The sequence below is a fragment of the Companilactobacillus nodensis DSM 19682 = JCM 14932 = NBRC 107160 genome (assembly GCF_000615905.1).
In the GTDB taxonomy this organism is placed as follows: Bacteria; Bacillota; Bacilli; order Lactobacillales; family Lactobacillaceae; genus Companilactobacillus; species Companilactobacillus nodensis.
The window spans coordinates 30,370-47,187 of sequence record NZ_BAMN01000010.1; the positions used below are offsets into that span (position 1 = coordinate 30,370).

The following is a 16,818-nucleotide window of genomic DNA, read 5'->3' on the forward strand; positions in this document are numbered from 1 at the left end:
ATTAATCCATATCCTTATCACTGAATGCCAGTGGCAAAATTTCTTTGAACGTAAATTCTTTATATTGATTAGTATTGTTAGCCAAGAACACAGTTGCATCGGCTTTCATAAATTCACTCATAACCTGGCGGCAAGCACCGCAAGGCTTAGACATTTCTGAAGTTCCGTTGACGATTGCTATAGCCTTGATTTCCTTAGCACCTTCAGACACAGACTTGAAGATAGCTGTTCTTTCAGCACAATTGGTTAATCCATAAGAGGCATTCTCAATATTGCCCCCATCATAGATATTGCCATCATCACATAATATCGCTGCACCAACTGTGTAATTAGAATAAGGTGCATACGCGTGATCCATTGCCTTGAATGCCATATCAAATAATTCTTGTTCATTAATTTCCACTAGCCCAGTCTCCTATTTAAATACTATTTTTTCAAACCATAAGCGCTGAGAATTTTTTCTTGCAAACCAATCATGACTTTTTCATCCTCTGGCTTGATGTGGTCATAGCCATTAAGATGCAAAATTCCATGAACGATAGTATAGCCTAATTCACGATCAAATGAATGCTCATAATACTTGGCGTGTTCGTCAACGATTTCAACACTGATGAATAAGTCACCCAAGTCGAGTGGCAAATCAGGAATTTGTGCTTCCAAATAATCAAGTGAATCTTCACCATCATTGATAGCAAAACTGATAACGTCAGTTGCTCTATCAGTATCACGGTATTCTTTGTTGATCTCATGAATCTTATCTTTTGTAACAAAGTGGATCGACAATTGAGTATTGTCTTTTAGCTCCAATTTATTAAAGGTAAAACTCACAATATCATTGACCCAATCCTCACGTGCTTGATCAATTAAATTATCATCATTAAAAATTTCTAAATCCATGTTAGTCCCCATTACTTTTCAATTTTGTCAGAATCATCATACGCGTCAATAATCTCCGCAACAACCGGATGTCTTACAACATCGGCTGATGTGAAATCAACGAACTGAATGTGTGGCAAATTCTTTAAGATCTTTTGTGCTTGAACCAGACCACTTCGTGCATTACGAGGTAAGTCAATTTGAGAAATATCACCATTTACGATCATCTTTGAATCGAATCCCAAACGAGTTAAGAACATCTTCATCTGTTCTCTAGTCGTATTCTGAGCCTCATCAAGTATAACAAACGATTCGTCCAGTGTACGACCCCTCATATAAGCTAGTGGAGCAATTTCGATCACACCACGTTCAATTAGTCGTCCTGTGTGATCAGAGCCTATAATAGCGTATAAAGCGTCATAGATAGGACGTAAATATGGATCAACTTTTTCTTTCAAGTCACCTGGCAAGAATCCCAGACTTTCACCAGCTTCAACCGCGGGTCTCGTCAAAACGATACGTTTGACAGTACCTTTCTTCAAAGCCGCAACTGCCATAACAACAGCTAGATACGTCTTACCAGTACCGGCAGGTCCGATACCGAATGTAATATCGTTGTGATTAATGGCGTTGATGTACTGCCTTTGACCAAAGTTTCTCACTCGAACAGGTTTACCACTGAAGTCCCTGATCAACTCAGTCTTGTACAAATCTTCAAAGTAATCTAACGTTCCACGTTCAACCATCTTCATACCGCTGACGATGTCGGCTGAACCTAACCCAATGCCGCTCTCGATCAGTTTGACCAGCTTAACGACCAATGTGTAGGCTTTGTTGACATTATCTTCATCACCAGTAATATCAAGTTCTTCTCCGAAAGCATGAACCTTGACGTCCATCCCCTCTTCGATCAACTTCAGATTGCTATCATTAACACCAAAAAGACTGACTGCATCTTGTGGATTCTTAATATGAATGCTCTTTTTAAATTGCTCTTTGTTTTCTGCCAATAAACACACATCCTCCTATTATTACTTGAATGATAGCACACGAATGTAAATTTTTCGTAAAAAAAAGGTTAAAACATAAAATGTTTTAACCTTAATCTTATTAACGACGTTTCTTGTTACGCTTACGAGCGGCCTCTGATTTTAACTTTTTCTTAACACTAGGCTTTTCGTAGAACTCGCGTTTTCTATATTCTTGAAGTGTACCACTTTTTGAAACAGAACGTTTAAAACGACGAAGAGCATCATCGAGCGACTCATTTTCATGAACGACAGTTTTTGACATATGATATCCCTCCTTCCGCTTTATACGTAACTGCTCTATTTCTTTCACAGCTCATATGTTATTATAACAAAAAGAGTTCAATGTTCAAACATTTTTCGATATTTTTTTTAGGAGGAATTATTATGACTCAAAAAATAGATGTTTTTGCTTTATCAGATTCCGCTGGAGAGACCGCTGTACGTGTTGCTAACGCTGCGTTTGCACAGTTTCCAGATATAGAAACTGTCTATACAAAATATCCGTTTGTAAAAAATGATAAGCACTTAACTGAGATACTGGAACTTGCCAAACAAAAAAAGGCAATTGTTTTGCACACAATTGTATCAAAAGAACTCTGCAATATCATCAATGGCTTTTGTCAAGGCAACGGATTGACCTACTATGATATCCTAAATCCTATCATTGGAACATTCTCACAAATGGTTCACCAAGAACCACTCCGTAAGAAGGGTATCATTCATAACTTGGACGATGAATACTTCGACATGATCTCTGCGATGGAATTCACCGTTTCAAATGATGATGGACAAAACCCTAAGGGATTGCTTGAAGCTGACTTAGTCCTACTAGGCATTTCTAGAACTTCTAAGACACCTTTGTCACTCTACCTAGCCAATCGTAACATCAAGGTAGCAAACCTTCCTATCGTCCCTACAGCTACAATTCCTGATGAACTGTGGCACGTAGATAAATCCAAGATCGTTGGATTAACAAATGATATGAACGTTCTATTAAAGATTCGTCGTCAAAGAATGATCGCCTACGGACTTGATCCTGACACGACCTATTCCGAAGAGGGAGAAATCAAAAAAGAACTAGATTACTCCAATGAATTATATGCTAAACTCGGTTGTCCTGTAATCAATACGGCTGATCGTTCAATTGAAGAGACAGCAGCACTGATAATGGAAAAACTACAAATTAATGGTTATAAAAGAGGCTAATCCTTATGGATTAGCCTTTATTAGTCTATTCTTCATTTCTGGATCAAATTTCTGTTCACGCAACATATCGATTTCGGCCTTGAAAGGTGCGATCCCCTTCTTGTCGTTTTCATCACGCTTAACGTAAGGAGTCTCCATGATCTTAGGGATGTCCTCAAGCTGTGGATGGTGTGCAACATAATTCAAAGCATCGAATCCAATCGTACCAAAGCCAATATCATCGTGACGATCTTTGTGTGATCCACGTTCATTCTTCGAGTCATTCAGATGGATCACTGACAATCTATCGAGACCAACAATGTGATCAAATTCATTCAGGACACCATCGAAGTCGTTTTTAACATCATAACCTGCATCACTCATGTGGCAAGTGTCCATTGTAACTGATAACTTATCGTTATTCTGACAATGATCAAAAATATAAGCTAGTTGCTCGAAGTTGATTCCAACTTCTGTACCTTTACCAGCCATCGTTTCGATTGCGACACTGACCTTTTGATCAGGCAAGATTGCTTTGTCCAATGATTGAGCAATTTGTAGAAGTGCCTTCTCAGGTCCTTGATTCAAATGTGCACCCGGGTGAAAACTGATAGCTTCGATTCCTAAGGCATCAGCACGTTCAAACTCATCATGCATAAAAGAGATTCCAAAAGGTAGTTTCTCCGGTTTAACAGTGTTCCCAAGATTTACAATATAAGGTGCATGACCAATAACATGGTCAATGCCATACAACTCAAGTAGACGCTTGCCTTCAGGAATATTCATTTCTGAAACATCCTTACGACGAGTGTTCTGCGGTGCACCTGTAAAAATCATCATAGCATTGGCACCATAAATGTGTGCTTCTTTAGCTGAACCCGCCAACATGCTTGGTGCTTTCATTGCAACATGTGATCCGATTATCATCAAAATAACCCTCTCTTCTAATAGATATGTTTCTGATAGAACCTACCTAATATCTTAACAGTATCGGTGACACTAACAAAGGCATGTGGATCTGATAATGTCATAGCTGTCTCCAGGTCATTCAATTCAGCACGAGAAATGACAGTGAACAAGATAGTCTTCTCCTCATGCTTGAAGGCACCTTCAGCATCATGAACGATGGTAATACCACGACGCATCTCACTTTGAATTTCTTTAATGACATATTTTGGCTTCGATGTAACGATCATAACTTGAAGTTTTTGATCCTTGTTATAGATCATATCAATAACTTGGCCATTTATAAAAAATACTTATAGCACTGTATAAGGCGTGTACCCAGCCGAACAAGAAGCCCGCGCAGGCAATGATAAACAGATTAAACATAATGTTAATCGTTCCAACACTCTTACCAGTTTTTTTACGTAAAATAATACCAACAATATCTATTCCACCAGTTGAAATTCCATTACGCAATGCCATACCTGTACCAAAACCATTGGCGACCGCACCAAAAATAGCGCAGACCAATGGATCAGCTGTTATTTTAGCGGTTGGGAAGAAATGCATCATCAATGATGCAAAGGCTACGGCAATAATTGTGAAAACCGTAAAATTATGGTCGATCTTCCTCCAAGCCAAAACAAACAGCGGTGCATTAAACGCAAAGTACATTACCGCAGTTGAAATATGGAATGGGAACCAGCGCTCACTAATAGTTGAGATCAACTGAGCGGCACCAGTTACACCTGAACCGTATATTCCTCCGGGTGTCCAAAACATATTAACCGCGATCGATACTGCAATTGAATATAGAAACGCAACTGATATTTTGGATAAGTTCTGATGTCTTTCAATCAGCTTATCTATTTCATCCATTTAAATTACTCCTAATAACGAATTTACCCTAATTATATTAGCACAAATCGATATTAAATCAGCTTAATTCCAATGTTTTTCGATGAAATCTGCTCTTCCACCGCTTTCTTCCAATTCGTATCTTGCCGGATTCTTCTTATAAAACTCTTGGTGATATTCATCGGCAGCATAAAATGGTTCAACTGGAAGAATTTCAGTAACAATTGGATCATCGAATTTTTCCGCGTCAGCTAGGGCTTTTTTAGACTCTTCAGCAATAGTTTTTTCAGAATCATCTCCGTAATAAATTACAGGACGGTAATTGTCCCCACGGTCTTGGAATTGGCCACCAGCATCGGTTGGGTCAGTAACTTGCCAATAAGTATCGACAAGTTGTCTATATGAAACTTTGTCAGCATCATAAGTTATTTCAACAGCTTCCGTATGTCCAGTTGTACCCGTGCAAACTTGTTCATATGTGGGATTGGGAACATGACCACCTGTGAAACCAGAAACAACTTTAATGATTCCAGGCTGTTCGTCAAATGGTTTAACCATGCACCAAAAACAACCTCCAGCAAATACAGCTTTTTTCTCGTTCATTATTTATTCCCCTCTTCAACATATTTCTTATAATCTGAATAACCCTTTTCGTCCATCTCTTCATATGGGATAAACTTCAAGGCAGCTGAATTGATACAATATCTCAATCCACCAAGTTCTTGGGGACCATCATTAAAGACATGGCCAAGATGCGAACCAGCATCCCCACTAGTTACTTCAGTACGTTCATGTCCCGTTCTCAAATCAGTGCTTTCTTTAAGTTGTGTGATAGGTTGACTAAATGATGGCCAACCACAACCTGCATCGAATTTATGAGCTGATGAAAACAAGGGTTCACCACTTGCAATATCAACATAGATACCCTTTTTATAAAAATCATCATATTCACCAGTAAATGGCATTTCGGTTCCACGATTTTGAGTTACATCTAATTGTTCATCAGTTAGACCCTCAAGATTCTTCTTGTATTCCTTCTCCAATTAAATCACTCCTAGTCATAGCGTATGTCTATAAGTATACGCAACTTATAAACCATTTCTAGAAAATTGCTCATAAAAATTAAAATCAAATTAGTAAAAAAAGCGCCACAGAATTGTTCATTCTGCAGCGTCTTTAATTTATTATTAATTTATAAAAATTGTTTTATTACTTCACTTATTTTGTTCATTTGTGCCGTACCAATTTGAGCTGATACATCACTGTTAATTCTGATTCTGGGATCAACTGCACGCAGATGTTGCAATAATGCTGTTCCTTCAATATTCTTAGCTTTGATTGTTTCAAATAAAGGTGAATCAAGATACTTAGGATCACTCCTATACTTTGACGACGAGCTAATGGGAACAATCAATACAGTATTGAAATACTTATTATAATTATCATTACTTACAATTATGCACGGACGTTTTTTCTTAGGTTCAGTTCCTTTTGCGGGTTCTAGATCGACAAAAAAAATTTCACCTTGTTTGTATTTTTTCAATCAATTACCTCCACACCAACATCTTCACCCCAATCAATCTCCGGTGTTGATAAATTTCCATATTTCTTTTCTTGCTCTTTTACAACTGACCACAAATCATTTTTGCTTTTAATTACAACTTCACCATTATCTTTAGTTACAAATTCAACATTATCATGTTTTTTTAAATTTAACTTTGTGCGTATTTCCTTAGGTATAGTAATTTGATTCTTTGAGGTTACCTTTGCAACAACCACATTTTCACGATTCTTAACATCCATAATTTACTCCTCCTTACTATTCCTTACTTTGAGTATAGACACATCACCGTCGTAAGGCAAATGTAAGGAATCAAAAATCCAACTATTAAAAAAGGCGCCACAGAATTGTTCATTCTGCAGCGTCTTTAATTTATTGTTAATTTAAAATTGAGCTCTAGGATCAGTTGGCCCTATCGGTGAACCTGCAAATCCTTCCGTTCGTGCCAACATCGTCAACTTCTTCAGTCGATTCCAATTAGCTTGATCAAGTTTTGACTTACCGGATACATTGGCTAACAAAATTCCATTGACTGTTTTAGAAGCAATTATTTGTGGTGCACTCTTCTTTTCACTTAAATAAGTGCCAGCAGTCATCAGAGTCTTAAGAATTTGTGGATCAGTGTCAGTGTTTTTTGATAAAGAATTATACATTTCATCGACAATTTCAAAAACCTGTTCATCAACTGATTTTTTCATGTTCGATTACTCTCCTTTAAAGCTGTCAAGCATTATTCTTTATTTGATTTTGAAACTTCAATACCAAGATCAACAAGTTGGTTGTCAGCAACTGGTCTTGGAGCATGTGTCATTGGTTCTGTAGCATTTGAATTCTTAGGGAATGCAATCACGTCACGGATATTATCTTTACCAGCTAGTAACATGGCAAATCTATCCAACCCAATAGCCAAACCACCATGTGGTGGGCAACCGTATTGCAAGGCATCTAATAAGAAACCAAACTGTTCATAGGCTTTTTCTTTAGTGAATTCCAAAGCTTTGAGCATCTTTTCTTGAATCTTGTAATCATGAATACGAATTGATCCACCACCAAGTTCGTAACCGTTAAGAACGATATCGTAACTTTGAGCGTAAGCCTTGTGTGGATCTTCGTCCAAGTAGTGAACATCTTCTTCATTAGGCATTGTGAATGGGTGATGAGCAGCTGTCCAACGTTGGATACCTTCGTCATACTCAAACAATGGCCAGTTAACAACCCATGTGAAGGCAAATTCATTAGGATCATATAAGTTCAAGTTCTTGGCGATGTCAGTACGTAAGTAACCTAGTGCATCAGCAACGACCTTCTTCTTGTCAGCAACGAATAATACTAAATCATTGTTTTCAAGACCAAGACGTTCAACCAAGGCATCATGTTGTTCAGTAATAAACTTGGCAACTGGTCCAGTAATCTTATCGTCATTGTATTTAAGCCAAGCAAGACCCTTAGCACCAAAGCGCTTGATGTATTCTTGATATTCTTCAATATTCTTTCTTGAATACTTATCAGCATTATTTTTGACAACGATTGCCTTAACTTGGCCGCCATTGTCAATTGTTCCCTTGAAGACTTTGAATTCAGTGTCTTTGAAGACATCGTTCAAGTCTTGTAGTTCCATACCAAAACGAATATCAGGTTTGTCAGAACCATAACGAGCCATAGCGTCATCCCAGTCAATTCTTGGGAATGGCAATTTAACATCGATACCCTTTTCGTCTTTCATAACACGGGCAATAAGTCCTTCTGTCACTGTTTGAATCTCTTCAGCTGACATAAAGCTCATTTCCAAATCGATTTGAGTAAATTCTGGTTGACGGTCTCCACGAAGATCTTCATCACGGAAACAGTGAGCCAATTGATAGTAACGGTCAAATCCACCGACCATCAATAGTTGCTTAAATAATTGTGGTGATTGTGGTAAGGCGAAGAAATGTCCAGGATATACACGTGAAGGAACAAGATAATCACGAGCACCTTCTGGAGTTGAAGGTGTCAAATTTGGTGTTTCAATATCGATGAAACCATTGTCGTATAAGTATTCATGTACTGAATGCTTGATTTGAGCACGTGTACGGATAGCACTTTGCATCTCCGGTCTACGTAGATCAAGATAACGGTACTTCAACTTTGTTTCTTCAGAAGCATCAACATCATCAACAATTTCAAATGGTGGTGTGATCGACTTGTTTAGTACTTCAACTGTTTCAACGACAACTTCAACTTTACCAGTTGGGATGTTCTCGTTAATAGCACTTTCGTCACGTAATCTAACTGTACCAATAACATTGATAACATATTCTGAACGCAATGATTCAGCTGTTTCTAATGCTTCTTTGTGATCAGTATTAAATACCAATTGTACGAAACCCTTGTAATCTCTGAGATCAACGAAGATCAATCCACCAAGGTCACGACGTTTTTGAACCCATCCATCTAAAGAAACTTTTTTGCCAACATACTCTTCAGTAATGCTGCCACAGTAATCTGTTCTTTCTTGCATATTTGCTTATCCCTCTATCTTTTTCAATTCTTCTGCTAGATTTTCAAGTGACACACTGACTTGTTCACCAGTTGCCATATTCTTAACATTAGCTGTATCGTTTTCTAGTTCAGCATCACCAATAGTTACGGTGTACTTGGCATCCAAGCGATCAGCTGTCTTGAATTGAGCTTTTGTTTTTCTTTGTAAATAATCCTTGTCCGCTGAGAATCCAGCACGACGAAGGTTGGACAAAATCTTAACTGAAGCACGTTCAGCTGCATCACCAATGGTAACTAGATAAACATCCAAGTTGTTTTCAACGTGAATATCTTCATCCTTTAGCAATAACATCAAACGCTCCATACCTAATCCAAAACCAATTCCTGGTTCAGGCTTGCCGCCAAGTTCTTCAACCAATCCATTGTAGCGACCACCAGCTAGAACAGTGATTTCTTTGTTGTTAAAGGCTGGATCAGTTACCATGAATTCAAAAATCGTATGATTGTAGTAATCAAGACCACGAACCATAGTTGGATCAACAACGTAATTAATATCAAGATCATCTAACAATGACTTGAGATATTCAAAACGTTCTCTAGAGGCATCATTCAAGTAATCCAAGATCGATGGTGCATCTGCAACAAACTTCTTGTCGTTTTCATCCTTACTATCAAGAATTCTCAATGGATTCTTCTCAAGGCGAACCTTTGAATCATCGCTTAATTGGTCCTTGAATGGTGTGAAGTAATCAACCAAGGCTTTGTGGTAATTCTCACGTGATTCAGGATCACCCAAAGTATTGATAGCGACCTTCAAGTTGTGAACTCCTAATTCATTTAGAAAATTCAAGCCAACTGAAATAATTTCTACATCTAATTCTGGTGAATCTGAGCCGAATGCTTCAAGACCAATTTGATGGAATTGACGTTGACGTCCTGATTGTGGACGTTCATATCTGAACATTGGTCCTTTGTACCATACCTTGTATGGACGTTGGTACTCAGGTCCATATAACTTATTCTCAACATATGCACGAACGACACCAGCTGTACCTTCCGGACGAAGAGCAATGTGTCTGTCACCCTTGTCTTTGAAATCATACATTTCCTTTGAAACAATATCCGATGTGTCACCTGATGAACGTTCAAAGACTTCGTATGATTCAAAAATCGGTGTTCTGATTTCTGAAAAACGATAGCGACTAAAAACGTTTTGAGCAACTGATTCTACATATTGCCATTTTTCTGATTCTCCAGGTAAAATATCCGCTGTACCCTTTGGTTTTTGATAGCGCATAAGATCCTCCTTTGCGGTGACCCATACATAAAAAAATACACCCCTGCCTAAATAAGACAAAGGGTGCATTCGCACGGTACCACCTAATAATTTGCTACAGTTAACGCCTGCCAGACGATTGATAAAACGTCACTCAAATGAATTACTTACCTGATCTCAGCATCCAGGTTCTCTGTAGAGCAATTTTTAATTTGATTCGAATATAGTTATAAATTAATCAAAACGGCGTCAATTGTCAAGTGGCATTACTGTTTTGAAAGTGATTTCAGCAAATAATTTGTCAGATAACAGACAACGATAATGATTGGAAAAACTTCAATCGGTAATAACAATAATAACAGTCCTGCAACAACTCCAGGTTGTCTCATAATGTAGGTCAAGCTTGATGCAATGGTAACCGACACTATAATTGCAGGTGTAAATGGTAAAAGAACAGAAAGTGCAAATCCAGCCGCTGCACTAGAAAATATTGCTGGAAAAATCATTCCACCACGCCATCCTAAAGAAAAACAGAAATTAGTTACAAAGGCTTTTCCTATCGCGATAAAAATCAAAAACAACGCTGACTGCGACACAGCATCTCTAGAAAAACCAAGTAACTGTACTTCACCCGAAAACATTAAGTAAGGTGAAATAATTCCAGCCGTTCCAATAATCAAGCCTCCTAAAATTGCCCAAAGAACTGTCTTTTGATTATTCCTAGTAAGCTGTTGACTCCACTTACCAAGATTGTTGAACAGCATTCCAAATAGGATTCCAGCAACTATTGCAACTGGTATCAAGCAAATCCTTGCCAAGTCCAGTTGATACTTCTTCGAAAATGAATCCCAAAACTACTTTCATGTGGTAATACATGATTGATCAGATAGAATCCAACCACGCCAGACAAGATTGTAACTGCGTACACAAATATTTTTCTACCTTTTATTCGAAAATCACGTGTTGGTTCATCAAATGCCTTACCGATCCCAGCAAATGGTGCATAGAATACCGTTGACAGAATAGCACCGATTCCCATATTTACCAGTTCTTCACGTCGCTCAAGTGTCAGCCTCAGCCGATCACCGACCCAGTTTACCAATCCGCCGAGGATGCCGGATAAGGCTGCTTCAGGACCGACACTTGCTCCCAAAGTTAAGACAGGAATTGCATGAAAGAAGTTTTTTCTGATTTCATTAGTATATTTTATTTTGCCAGTTTGCTTATATTCTCCAATAACTTCAACCATCATTCGCGGATAATTACCATTCTTACGTTGCAAAAGTCCAATAAGAATTCCACCCAAACCACAAATTATCAACGGATAATAAATCGTTGAAATGTTAAATACATTTGGTACAGTCTTCCAAACCAAATTAATTAAAAAGTTAACCAAAATTAAATAAGCACCTGCCGTGATTCCCACTAAGAATCCTAGTAATATACTGTATAAGAGAAATATCACACTAAATTTTTTCAAAATAAACTCCATTATTTCTAAATTCTAATGATTATTATCATATTAACTAATATTATTACTTAAAAATATCAATTTTCTGTGAATTTTTCACTTTCTACCTTTTAAGTTTCACGTTTTTTCAGTAAGATATACATATATGATAATCATTATAGCGACAACAAAGGAATCCTTTAAATGAAAAAGATAATAACTTTTTTAATTAAAAATAAGCTATTTGTTGCCATTGTTTTTTTAATTGCCTTATCAAGTTGGTCGACCGTAGCTTTGGCGAACGCAAATGCAATTGTTGTCGAATCTGATTCAGTCAACGTGCGTGTTGGTCCGGGACTTTCCTACTCCAACATGGGTCAAGTAAAAAAAGGCGATAAATTAGCTATTTTGGCCGAAAAAAATAAATGGTACCAAGTTCGTCTATCCGGCGACAAAATCGGCTGGGTAGCAAGTTGGTTAATTGATAATACTGAAGTAAGTTCTGCTACAAACAAAATCGGTATCGTTAAAGTACCTAATACCACCGTATTCAAAAACGATGACGCTAATAGCAATGTTCTCGGAACAATTGAACAATCTCAAAAGGTTACTGTCATGTATCAAGAACAAGAGTGGTCACAGATTCTCTATAAGGGAACCGCTGGTTGGGTCAAGAGTCAGTTCATCCAAGGAACTAATGAGACTTCAGGCTCTAACGATACTTCAGGTTCACGAGACAGTGACATCAAGACGGTTACAGTTACTCAATCTAATACCAAATTACGTATTGATCCAGATAGTACCAGTCGTGACATTAAGACTGTTAACGTCGGTAAGAAGTTCGATTACTTAGGTAAGAGCGGCAAGTGGTACAAAGTTAGAGATAGTGACGGTTCTGTCGGTTATGTAGCCAGCTGGGTCGTAACTATATCCGGAACTAAGAGTGCTATCAAGTCAGCCGCAACTAATATTTCAGAAGCAACTATTGTCATTGATCCAGGACATGGTGGCGAAGATGTTGGTGCTGAATCTAAGAAGAAGACCTACGAGAAGAACTTCACCCTCGCCTATGCCAAAGCTATCAAAGCTGATCTTGAAAAAACAGGTGCTCGTGTGGTCCTTACTCGTTCAGGCGATGATACTAAGTCACTTGGTGAACGTGCACGTCTATCAAGTAAAATTGAAGCTGACGCATACATCAGTCTTCACTTCGACTCAACAGGCGAACAAGATGCCGGTACTGGTGTAACAACATACTACTACGGCAAGAATAAAGATAGTAATTTAGCCACAGATATCAATAGTCAATTGAAGAAGTTGGCAATTAATAATCGTGGTACACAACAAAAAGACTTGTATGTCTTGCATTACAACAGTCAACCTTCAATCTTGATTGAATTAGGATATATCAACTCAACGTCAGATTATGGTTATATCAAGTCTAGTTCATACAAGTCACAAGTTGCCCAAGCTGTAACAAATGGTTTGAAAGAATACTTCAAATAAACAAAATAAGCTGAGACGATTTTTCGTCTCAGCTTATTTATTTGTCTTAAATTTTAAAGCACCTTATTAATTTCTTGCAAAGATTTAATTTGCTGATCAACCTTAAAGTCAACTTTTTGATCACTCAATAAGATGGTCTTCGCACGAACTGAATCACCAAAATCAATATCGATCTTACGATCACCAACGACCCAAGTATCCTTAGGATCAAGTGAATACTTGTTGATCAGATAATCCAACATTTCTGAGTCAGGCTTACGCACGTGTCCATCTTCAGCACTGACCATTTCAGTGAAATAATCGGCGATGCCCAATCGCTTAGCAACTTCAAAAATCGAAGTGTCACGATGAGTCACGATGAACTGCTGATATCCCTGAACCTTACAATATTCCAAGGCAATCTTAGCATGTGGCATCAATTTGATTTGGTCGTGAAATGTTTTTTCATGCAGCTTATATGACTTATAAAAAGTTTTGACTTTGTCGTCATCCCCATTCAATAAATCACTAGCTAGTTTTCGGACCGAAGTCTTCAAAGCTTCCTTATAAATCGAATCCTTTGAAATATTAATATCAAAGTTTTCCTTTAGAGATTTTTGTGTTGCCATAACTATCCCTGGATAGCTATTGGCTAATGTTCCATCAAAATCCCAAACAATACTTGTCATGAATTATCGCTCCATTATTATCGTCACAGGTCCATCATTAGTCAGTGATACTTGCATATCAGCGCCAAACTCACCTGTAGCGACATTTATATCGTAGTTCCTTAATGCATCATTGAATTGATCATACTTGGCACTTGAAGTCTTGAAATCACCTGCTCCAGTGAAGCTTGGACGATTCCCCTTCTTAGTATCAGCGTAAAGAGTAAATTGTGAGATCGACAAAATTTTGCCATCAATATCCTTAATCGATAAGTTCATTTTATCATCCGCATCAGAGAAAACTCTCATATTAGCAATCTTGTGTGCCATGTATTCAATTGTCTCATCGTTGTCTTCGTCCGCAAATGCCACCAACAAACAAAATCCTTGATCGATTTGACCAAGGACTTTGTTGTCGACACTAACCTTTGCTTCTGAGACGCGTTGGATAACTACTTTCATCCTATTCAACCGTCCTTTTAATTTCGTATACATCTGGTACATTCTTTAGCTTGGAAATAATTTGATCCAAGTGTTCCTTGTTATTGACACCAACACTGACGTGAATGACCGCCATCTTTTCCTTATCCAAACGTCCATTGACATTGATCAAAGAATTGGTATTGGAATTGATCACTTGTAATAATTCATTCAATAAACCATTTCTGTTAAAGGCATAAATATCGAGTTCAGCAGTATAACGCTTCTCACGAGTAACGTTGTTCCAGCTTACTTCAATGAAACGCTTCTTGGCTTCATCACTTTGAACATTAGGACAGTCAGCACGATGAATAGTGAGACCACGCCCCTTAGTGATATAACCAACGATATCATCCCCAGGAATTGGGTTACAGCATTTAGCCAAACGAATTAATAAGTTGTCGATTCCTTGAACCGAAATACTTGTATTAGCGTTAGCTTGTTCCTTTTTGAGTTGAGTATTTTCAGGAATTGGTTTCGGAGCATTCTCGTGTGCTTCCGTAATGACATTCTCTTCGAGTTCTTTTTTCTCAGCTTTTTTCTTATTCTCAGGATCTTCACTGATCAACTTATGAATAACGTTGATCGGCGATAATTCGCCATATCCAACAGCATTGTATAGTTCTTCTGAATCAGTGAAGTTGAAAATCGAAGTTGCGAGTTCGATGTGCTTCTTGTCCAAATATTTCTTTGTTGAAAGTGAACGATTCTTTAATTCAGTCTCAAGTAATTCACGACCGATTTGGATATTCTCTTGACGATCCTTGATCCTGAAGTAACGTTTGATCTTATTGCGAGCACGTGAAGTGTAAACCATTTGAATCCAATCACGGCTTGGTGTTGAACTCTCATTGGTCAACATTTCAACAATGTCACCATTCTTCAATTGGTAATTCAAAGGTACCATTCTGCCATTAACTTTGGCACCGACAGAATGACTACCGACCTCAGTATGAACTTGATATGCGAAGTCCAGCGGGATCGAACCCTTTGGCAACTCACGTACTTCACCTTGTGGTGTGAAAATATAAACTCTGTCATTGAAGATCTCACCTTTGACAGACTTCATAAAATCAGCAGCATTGTCAGAGTTCTCCTGCAATTCCAGAATTTCACGGAAGACATCGATCTTCTGCTCATTCTCATCGAGTTGCACACCTTCAAAGTTACCTTCCTTGTAGGCCCAGTGAGCGGCAACACCATATTCAGCAATTTCGTGCATCTCATATGTACGGATCTGGACTTCTAGTGGTTGACCACCAGGACCAATGATAGTTGTATGTAATGATTGATAACCATTGGCCTTTGGTACAGCAATATAATCTTTGAAACGGCCTGGAATTGGCTTCCACTTAGAGTGGATTGAACCCAGAACGGCATAACAATCCTTGACAGAATCAACGACAATCCGGATTGCCAATAGATCATACAACTCAGAGAATTGCTTATGTTTATCGCGCATCTTCTTATAGATAGAATAAATATGCTTAGGACGACCATAGATATCGTACTTGATACCTAGTGCATCAACACTTGTCTTAATATAATCGATTGCTTCAGCAATATAAGCTTCACGTTGATCACGTTTGCTATTCATCAAGTGGACAATACGATAATACTGTTGAGGATTGATGTAATGAAGCGATAAGTCTTCTAGCTCCCACTTGATCTTACTGATACCTAATCTATCAGCGAGTGGAGCGTAAATTTCCAAAGTTTCATTAGCGATTCGTCTCTGCTTGTCGGGTCTCAAAGCCTTCAGTGTACGCATGTTGTGCAGCCTGTCAGCAAGTTTGACCATGATGACACGTAAGTCCTTGGCAGTAGCCAAAAGCATCTTACGGTGGTTCTCAGCTAGTAATTCTTGATGTGAGTGATACTTGTACTTACTGATCTTAGTCACACCATCAACGATCGTTGACACTTGGTTACCGAATAACTCCTCAACATCGCCGAGAGTAACATTAGTATCCTCAACGACATCGTGCAAATATCCCGCAGCTACGGTGTATGGATCCATATGCAATGAAGCCAAAATTTGTGCGACTTGAGTAGGGTGAATAATATAAGGTTCACCAGTAGATCTCTTCTGTTCCTTATGAACGTATGCGGCAAAATTATAAGCTTTATTTACAAATTCGACATGCTCGTCGTTCATGTATTCACGACAAATATCGAGAACTTGATCAGGAGTATAATCTTCATTCTTTTTCATTTTTGTTCACCCCTTCGATTACAATAAAAAGCACCCTGTTCGAAGCGAGTGCTTTTCTTTACGTATTATTATGCTTTCTTTGGTTCTAAAAAACAATCAATTTTCATTATCAAAAAGAAAATATATCAAAATACTCAAAACTAGATAGATTCCAGATAAGAAATAACCGTATCGTCCGTATTTGACAAAAACACTGACGACAAAAAATAACCGGAAAAATAACTAGGTTAAAGAATGATAAATGATACTTCCTTGTAAACCAACCGATAAAGCCAGCAAATAAAATATTGATTATAAAGAATAACCA

The 16,818-nt window shown here is 38.0% G+C and carries 19 protein-coding genes and 1 pseudogene; 2 read left to right on the forward strand and 18 right to left on the reverse strand.

Annotated features, from left to right (window positions below; all coding sequences use genetic code 11):
• Position 1: 1 nt before the first annotated feature.
• The 4 genes from JCM14932_RS08345 to rpsU form a co-directional block, all read right to left on the reverse strand.
• Complete coding sequence (locus tag JCM14932_RS08345) at positions 2 to 403, reverse strand: cytidine deaminase (RefSeq protein WP_081776134.1); 402 nt, start codon at positions 401 to 403, stop codon at positions 2 to 4.
• 23 nt (positions 404 to 426) lie between these two features.
• A complete protein-coding gene (gene ybeY, locus JCM14932_RS08350) occupies positions 427 to 897 on the reverse strand; it encodes an rRNA maturation RNase YbeY (protein WP_025024476.1) in 471 nt (156 codons plus the stop codon).
• 11 nt (positions 898 to 908) lie between these two features.
• The gene (locus JCM14932_RS08355; protein ID WP_025024477.1) at positions 909 to 1,886 is read right to left on the reverse strand and encodes a PhoH family protein; all 978 of its coding nucleotides are present in this window, start codon (positions 1,884 to 1,886) and stop codon (positions 909 to 911) included.
• Positions 1,887 to 1,986: 100 nt separating this feature from the next.
• The gene (rpsU, locus tag JCM14932_RS08360; RefSeq protein WP_025024478.1) at positions 1,987 to 2,169 is read right to left on the reverse strand and encodes a 30S ribosomal protein S21; all 183 of its coding nucleotides are present in this window, start codon (positions 2,167 to 2,169) and stop codon (positions 1,987 to 1,989) included.
• A 122-nt stretch (positions 2,170 to 2,291) separates the two neighbouring features.
• On the opposite strand from rpsU, the gene JCM14932_RS08365 reads away from it, so the two are divergent.
• Positions 2,292 to 3,113: a pyruvate, water dikinase regulatory protein gene (locus JCM14932_RS08365; RefSeq protein WP_025024479.1), complete on the forward strand. Its 822-nt coding sequence runs from the start codon at positions 2,292 to 2,294 to the stop codon at positions 3,111 to 3,113.
• Between the two features lie 3 nt (positions 3,114 to 3,116).
• On the opposite strand, the gene JCM14932_RS08370 is transcribed toward JCM14932_RS08365, so the two are convergent.
• From JCM14932_RS08370 to JCM14932_RS17450, 11 genes and pseudogenes are all read right to left on the reverse strand, one after another.
• Entirely contained in the window at positions 3,117 to 4,019 is a 903-nt protein-coding gene (locus JCM14932_RS08370) for a deoxyribonuclease IV (RefSeq protein ID WP_025024480.1), read from the reverse strand.
• 17 nt (positions 4,020 to 4,036) lie between these two features.
• A pseudogene (locus JCM14932_RS15040) lies at positions 4,037 to 4,916 on the reverse strand (YitT family protein).
• A 63-nt stretch (positions 4,917 to 4,979) separates the two neighbouring features.
• The gene (msrA, locus tag JCM14932_RS08380) at positions 4,980 to 5,498 is read right to left on the reverse strand and encodes a peptide-methionine (S)-S-oxide reductase MsrA (RefSeq protein ID WP_025024481.1); all 519 of its coding nucleotides are present in this window, start codon (positions 5,496 to 5,498) and stop codon (positions 4,980 to 4,982) included.
• A complete protein-coding gene (gene msrB / locus JCM14932_RS08385) occupies positions 5,498 to 5,938 on the reverse strand; it encodes a peptide-methionine (R)-S-oxide reductase MsrB (protein WP_025024482.1) in 441 nt (146 codons plus the stop codon). The genes msrA and msrB overlap by 1 nt, the downstream gene beginning before the upstream one ends.
• Before the next feature lie 149 nt (positions 5,939 to 6,087).
• Complete coding sequence (locus JCM14932_RS08390; RefSeq protein ID WP_025024483.1) at positions 6,088 to 6,438, reverse strand: type II toxin-antitoxin system PemK/MazF family toxin; 351 nt, start codon at positions 6,436 to 6,438, stop codon at positions 6,088 to 6,090.
• Positions 6,435 to 6,698, reverse strand: a complete 264-nt coding sequence (locus tag JCM14932_RS08395) for an AbrB/MazE/SpoVT family DNA-binding domain-containing protein (RefSeq protein WP_025024484.1) — start codon at positions 6,696 to 6,698, stop codon at positions 6,435 to 6,437. Before JCM14932_RS08395 ends, JCM14932_RS08390 begins: the two co-directional genes overlap by 4 nt.
• Before the next feature lie 141 nt (positions 6,699 to 6,839).
• A complete protein-coding gene (locus tag JCM14932_RS08400; protein WP_025024485.1) occupies positions 6,840 to 7,154 on the reverse strand; it encodes a bacteriocin immunity protein in 315 nt (104 codons plus the stop codon).
• A gap of 32 nt (positions 7,155 to 7,186) precedes the next feature.
• A complete protein-coding gene (gene aspS / locus JCM14932_RS08405) occupies positions 7,187 to 8,956 on the reverse strand; it encodes an aspartate--tRNA ligase (protein WP_025024486.1) in 1,770 nt (589 codons plus the stop codon).
• A gap of 6 nt (positions 8,957 to 8,962) precedes the next feature.
• Positions 8,963 to 10,234 (reverse strand): histidine--tRNA ligase, encoded by a 1,272-nt coding sequence (hisS, locus tag JCM14932_RS08410; RefSeq protein ID WP_025024487.1) that lies wholly within the window; start codon positions 10,232 to 10,234, stop codon positions 8,963 to 8,965.
• Positions 10,235 to 10,479: 245 nt separating this feature from the next.
• Positions 10,480 to 11,016 (reverse strand): chloride channel protein, encoded by a 537-nt coding sequence (locus tag JCM14932_RS17445; RefSeq protein WP_155832100.1) that lies wholly within the window; start codon positions 11,014 to 11,016, stop codon positions 10,480 to 10,482.
• A complete protein-coding gene (locus tag JCM14932_RS17450) occupies positions 11,013 to 11,693 on the reverse strand; it encodes a chloride channel protein (protein WP_051528100.1) in 681 nt (226 codons plus the stop codon). The genes JCM14932_RS17445 and JCM14932_RS17450 overlap by 4 nt, the downstream gene beginning before the upstream one ends.
• 174 nt (positions 11,694 to 11,867) lie before the next feature.
• Here JCM14932_RS17450 and JCM14932_RS08420 point away from each other — a divergent pair, with 174 nt between their 5' ends.
• Positions 11,868 to 13,169, forward strand: coding sequence for an N-acetylmuramoyl-L-alanine amidase family protein (locus JCM14932_RS08420; protein WP_025024488.1), 1,302 nt, complete (start codon positions 11,868 to 11,870; stop codon positions 13,167 to 13,169).
• 53 nt (positions 13,170 to 13,222) lie between these two features.
• Here the strand turns inward: JCM14932_RS08420 and JCM14932_RS08425 are convergent, their stop codons facing one another.
• From JCM14932_RS08425 to JCM14932_RS08435, 3 genes are read right to left on the reverse strand one after another with little or no spacing between them, the layout of a single operon-like run.
• Positions 13,223 to 13,837, reverse strand: a complete 615-nt coding sequence (locus JCM14932_RS08425) for an HAD-IA family hydrolase (RefSeq protein ID WP_025024489.1) — start codon at positions 13,835 to 13,837, stop codon at positions 13,223 to 13,225.
• Positions 13,838 to 13,840: 3 nt separating this feature from the next.
• Entirely contained in the window at positions 13,841 to 14,278 is a 438-nt protein-coding gene (dtd, locus tag JCM14932_RS08430; protein ID WP_025024490.1) for a D-aminoacyl-tRNA deacylase, read from the reverse strand.
• A gap of 1 nt (position 14,279) precedes the next feature.
• On the reverse strand, positions 14,280 to 16,511 hold the full coding sequence (locus JCM14932_RS08435; RefSeq protein WP_025024491.1) for a RelA/SpoT family protein: 2,232 nt from the start codon (positions 16,509 to 16,511) through the stop codon (positions 14,280 to 14,282).
• Between the last annotated feature and the right edge of the window lie 307 nt (positions 16,512 to 16,818).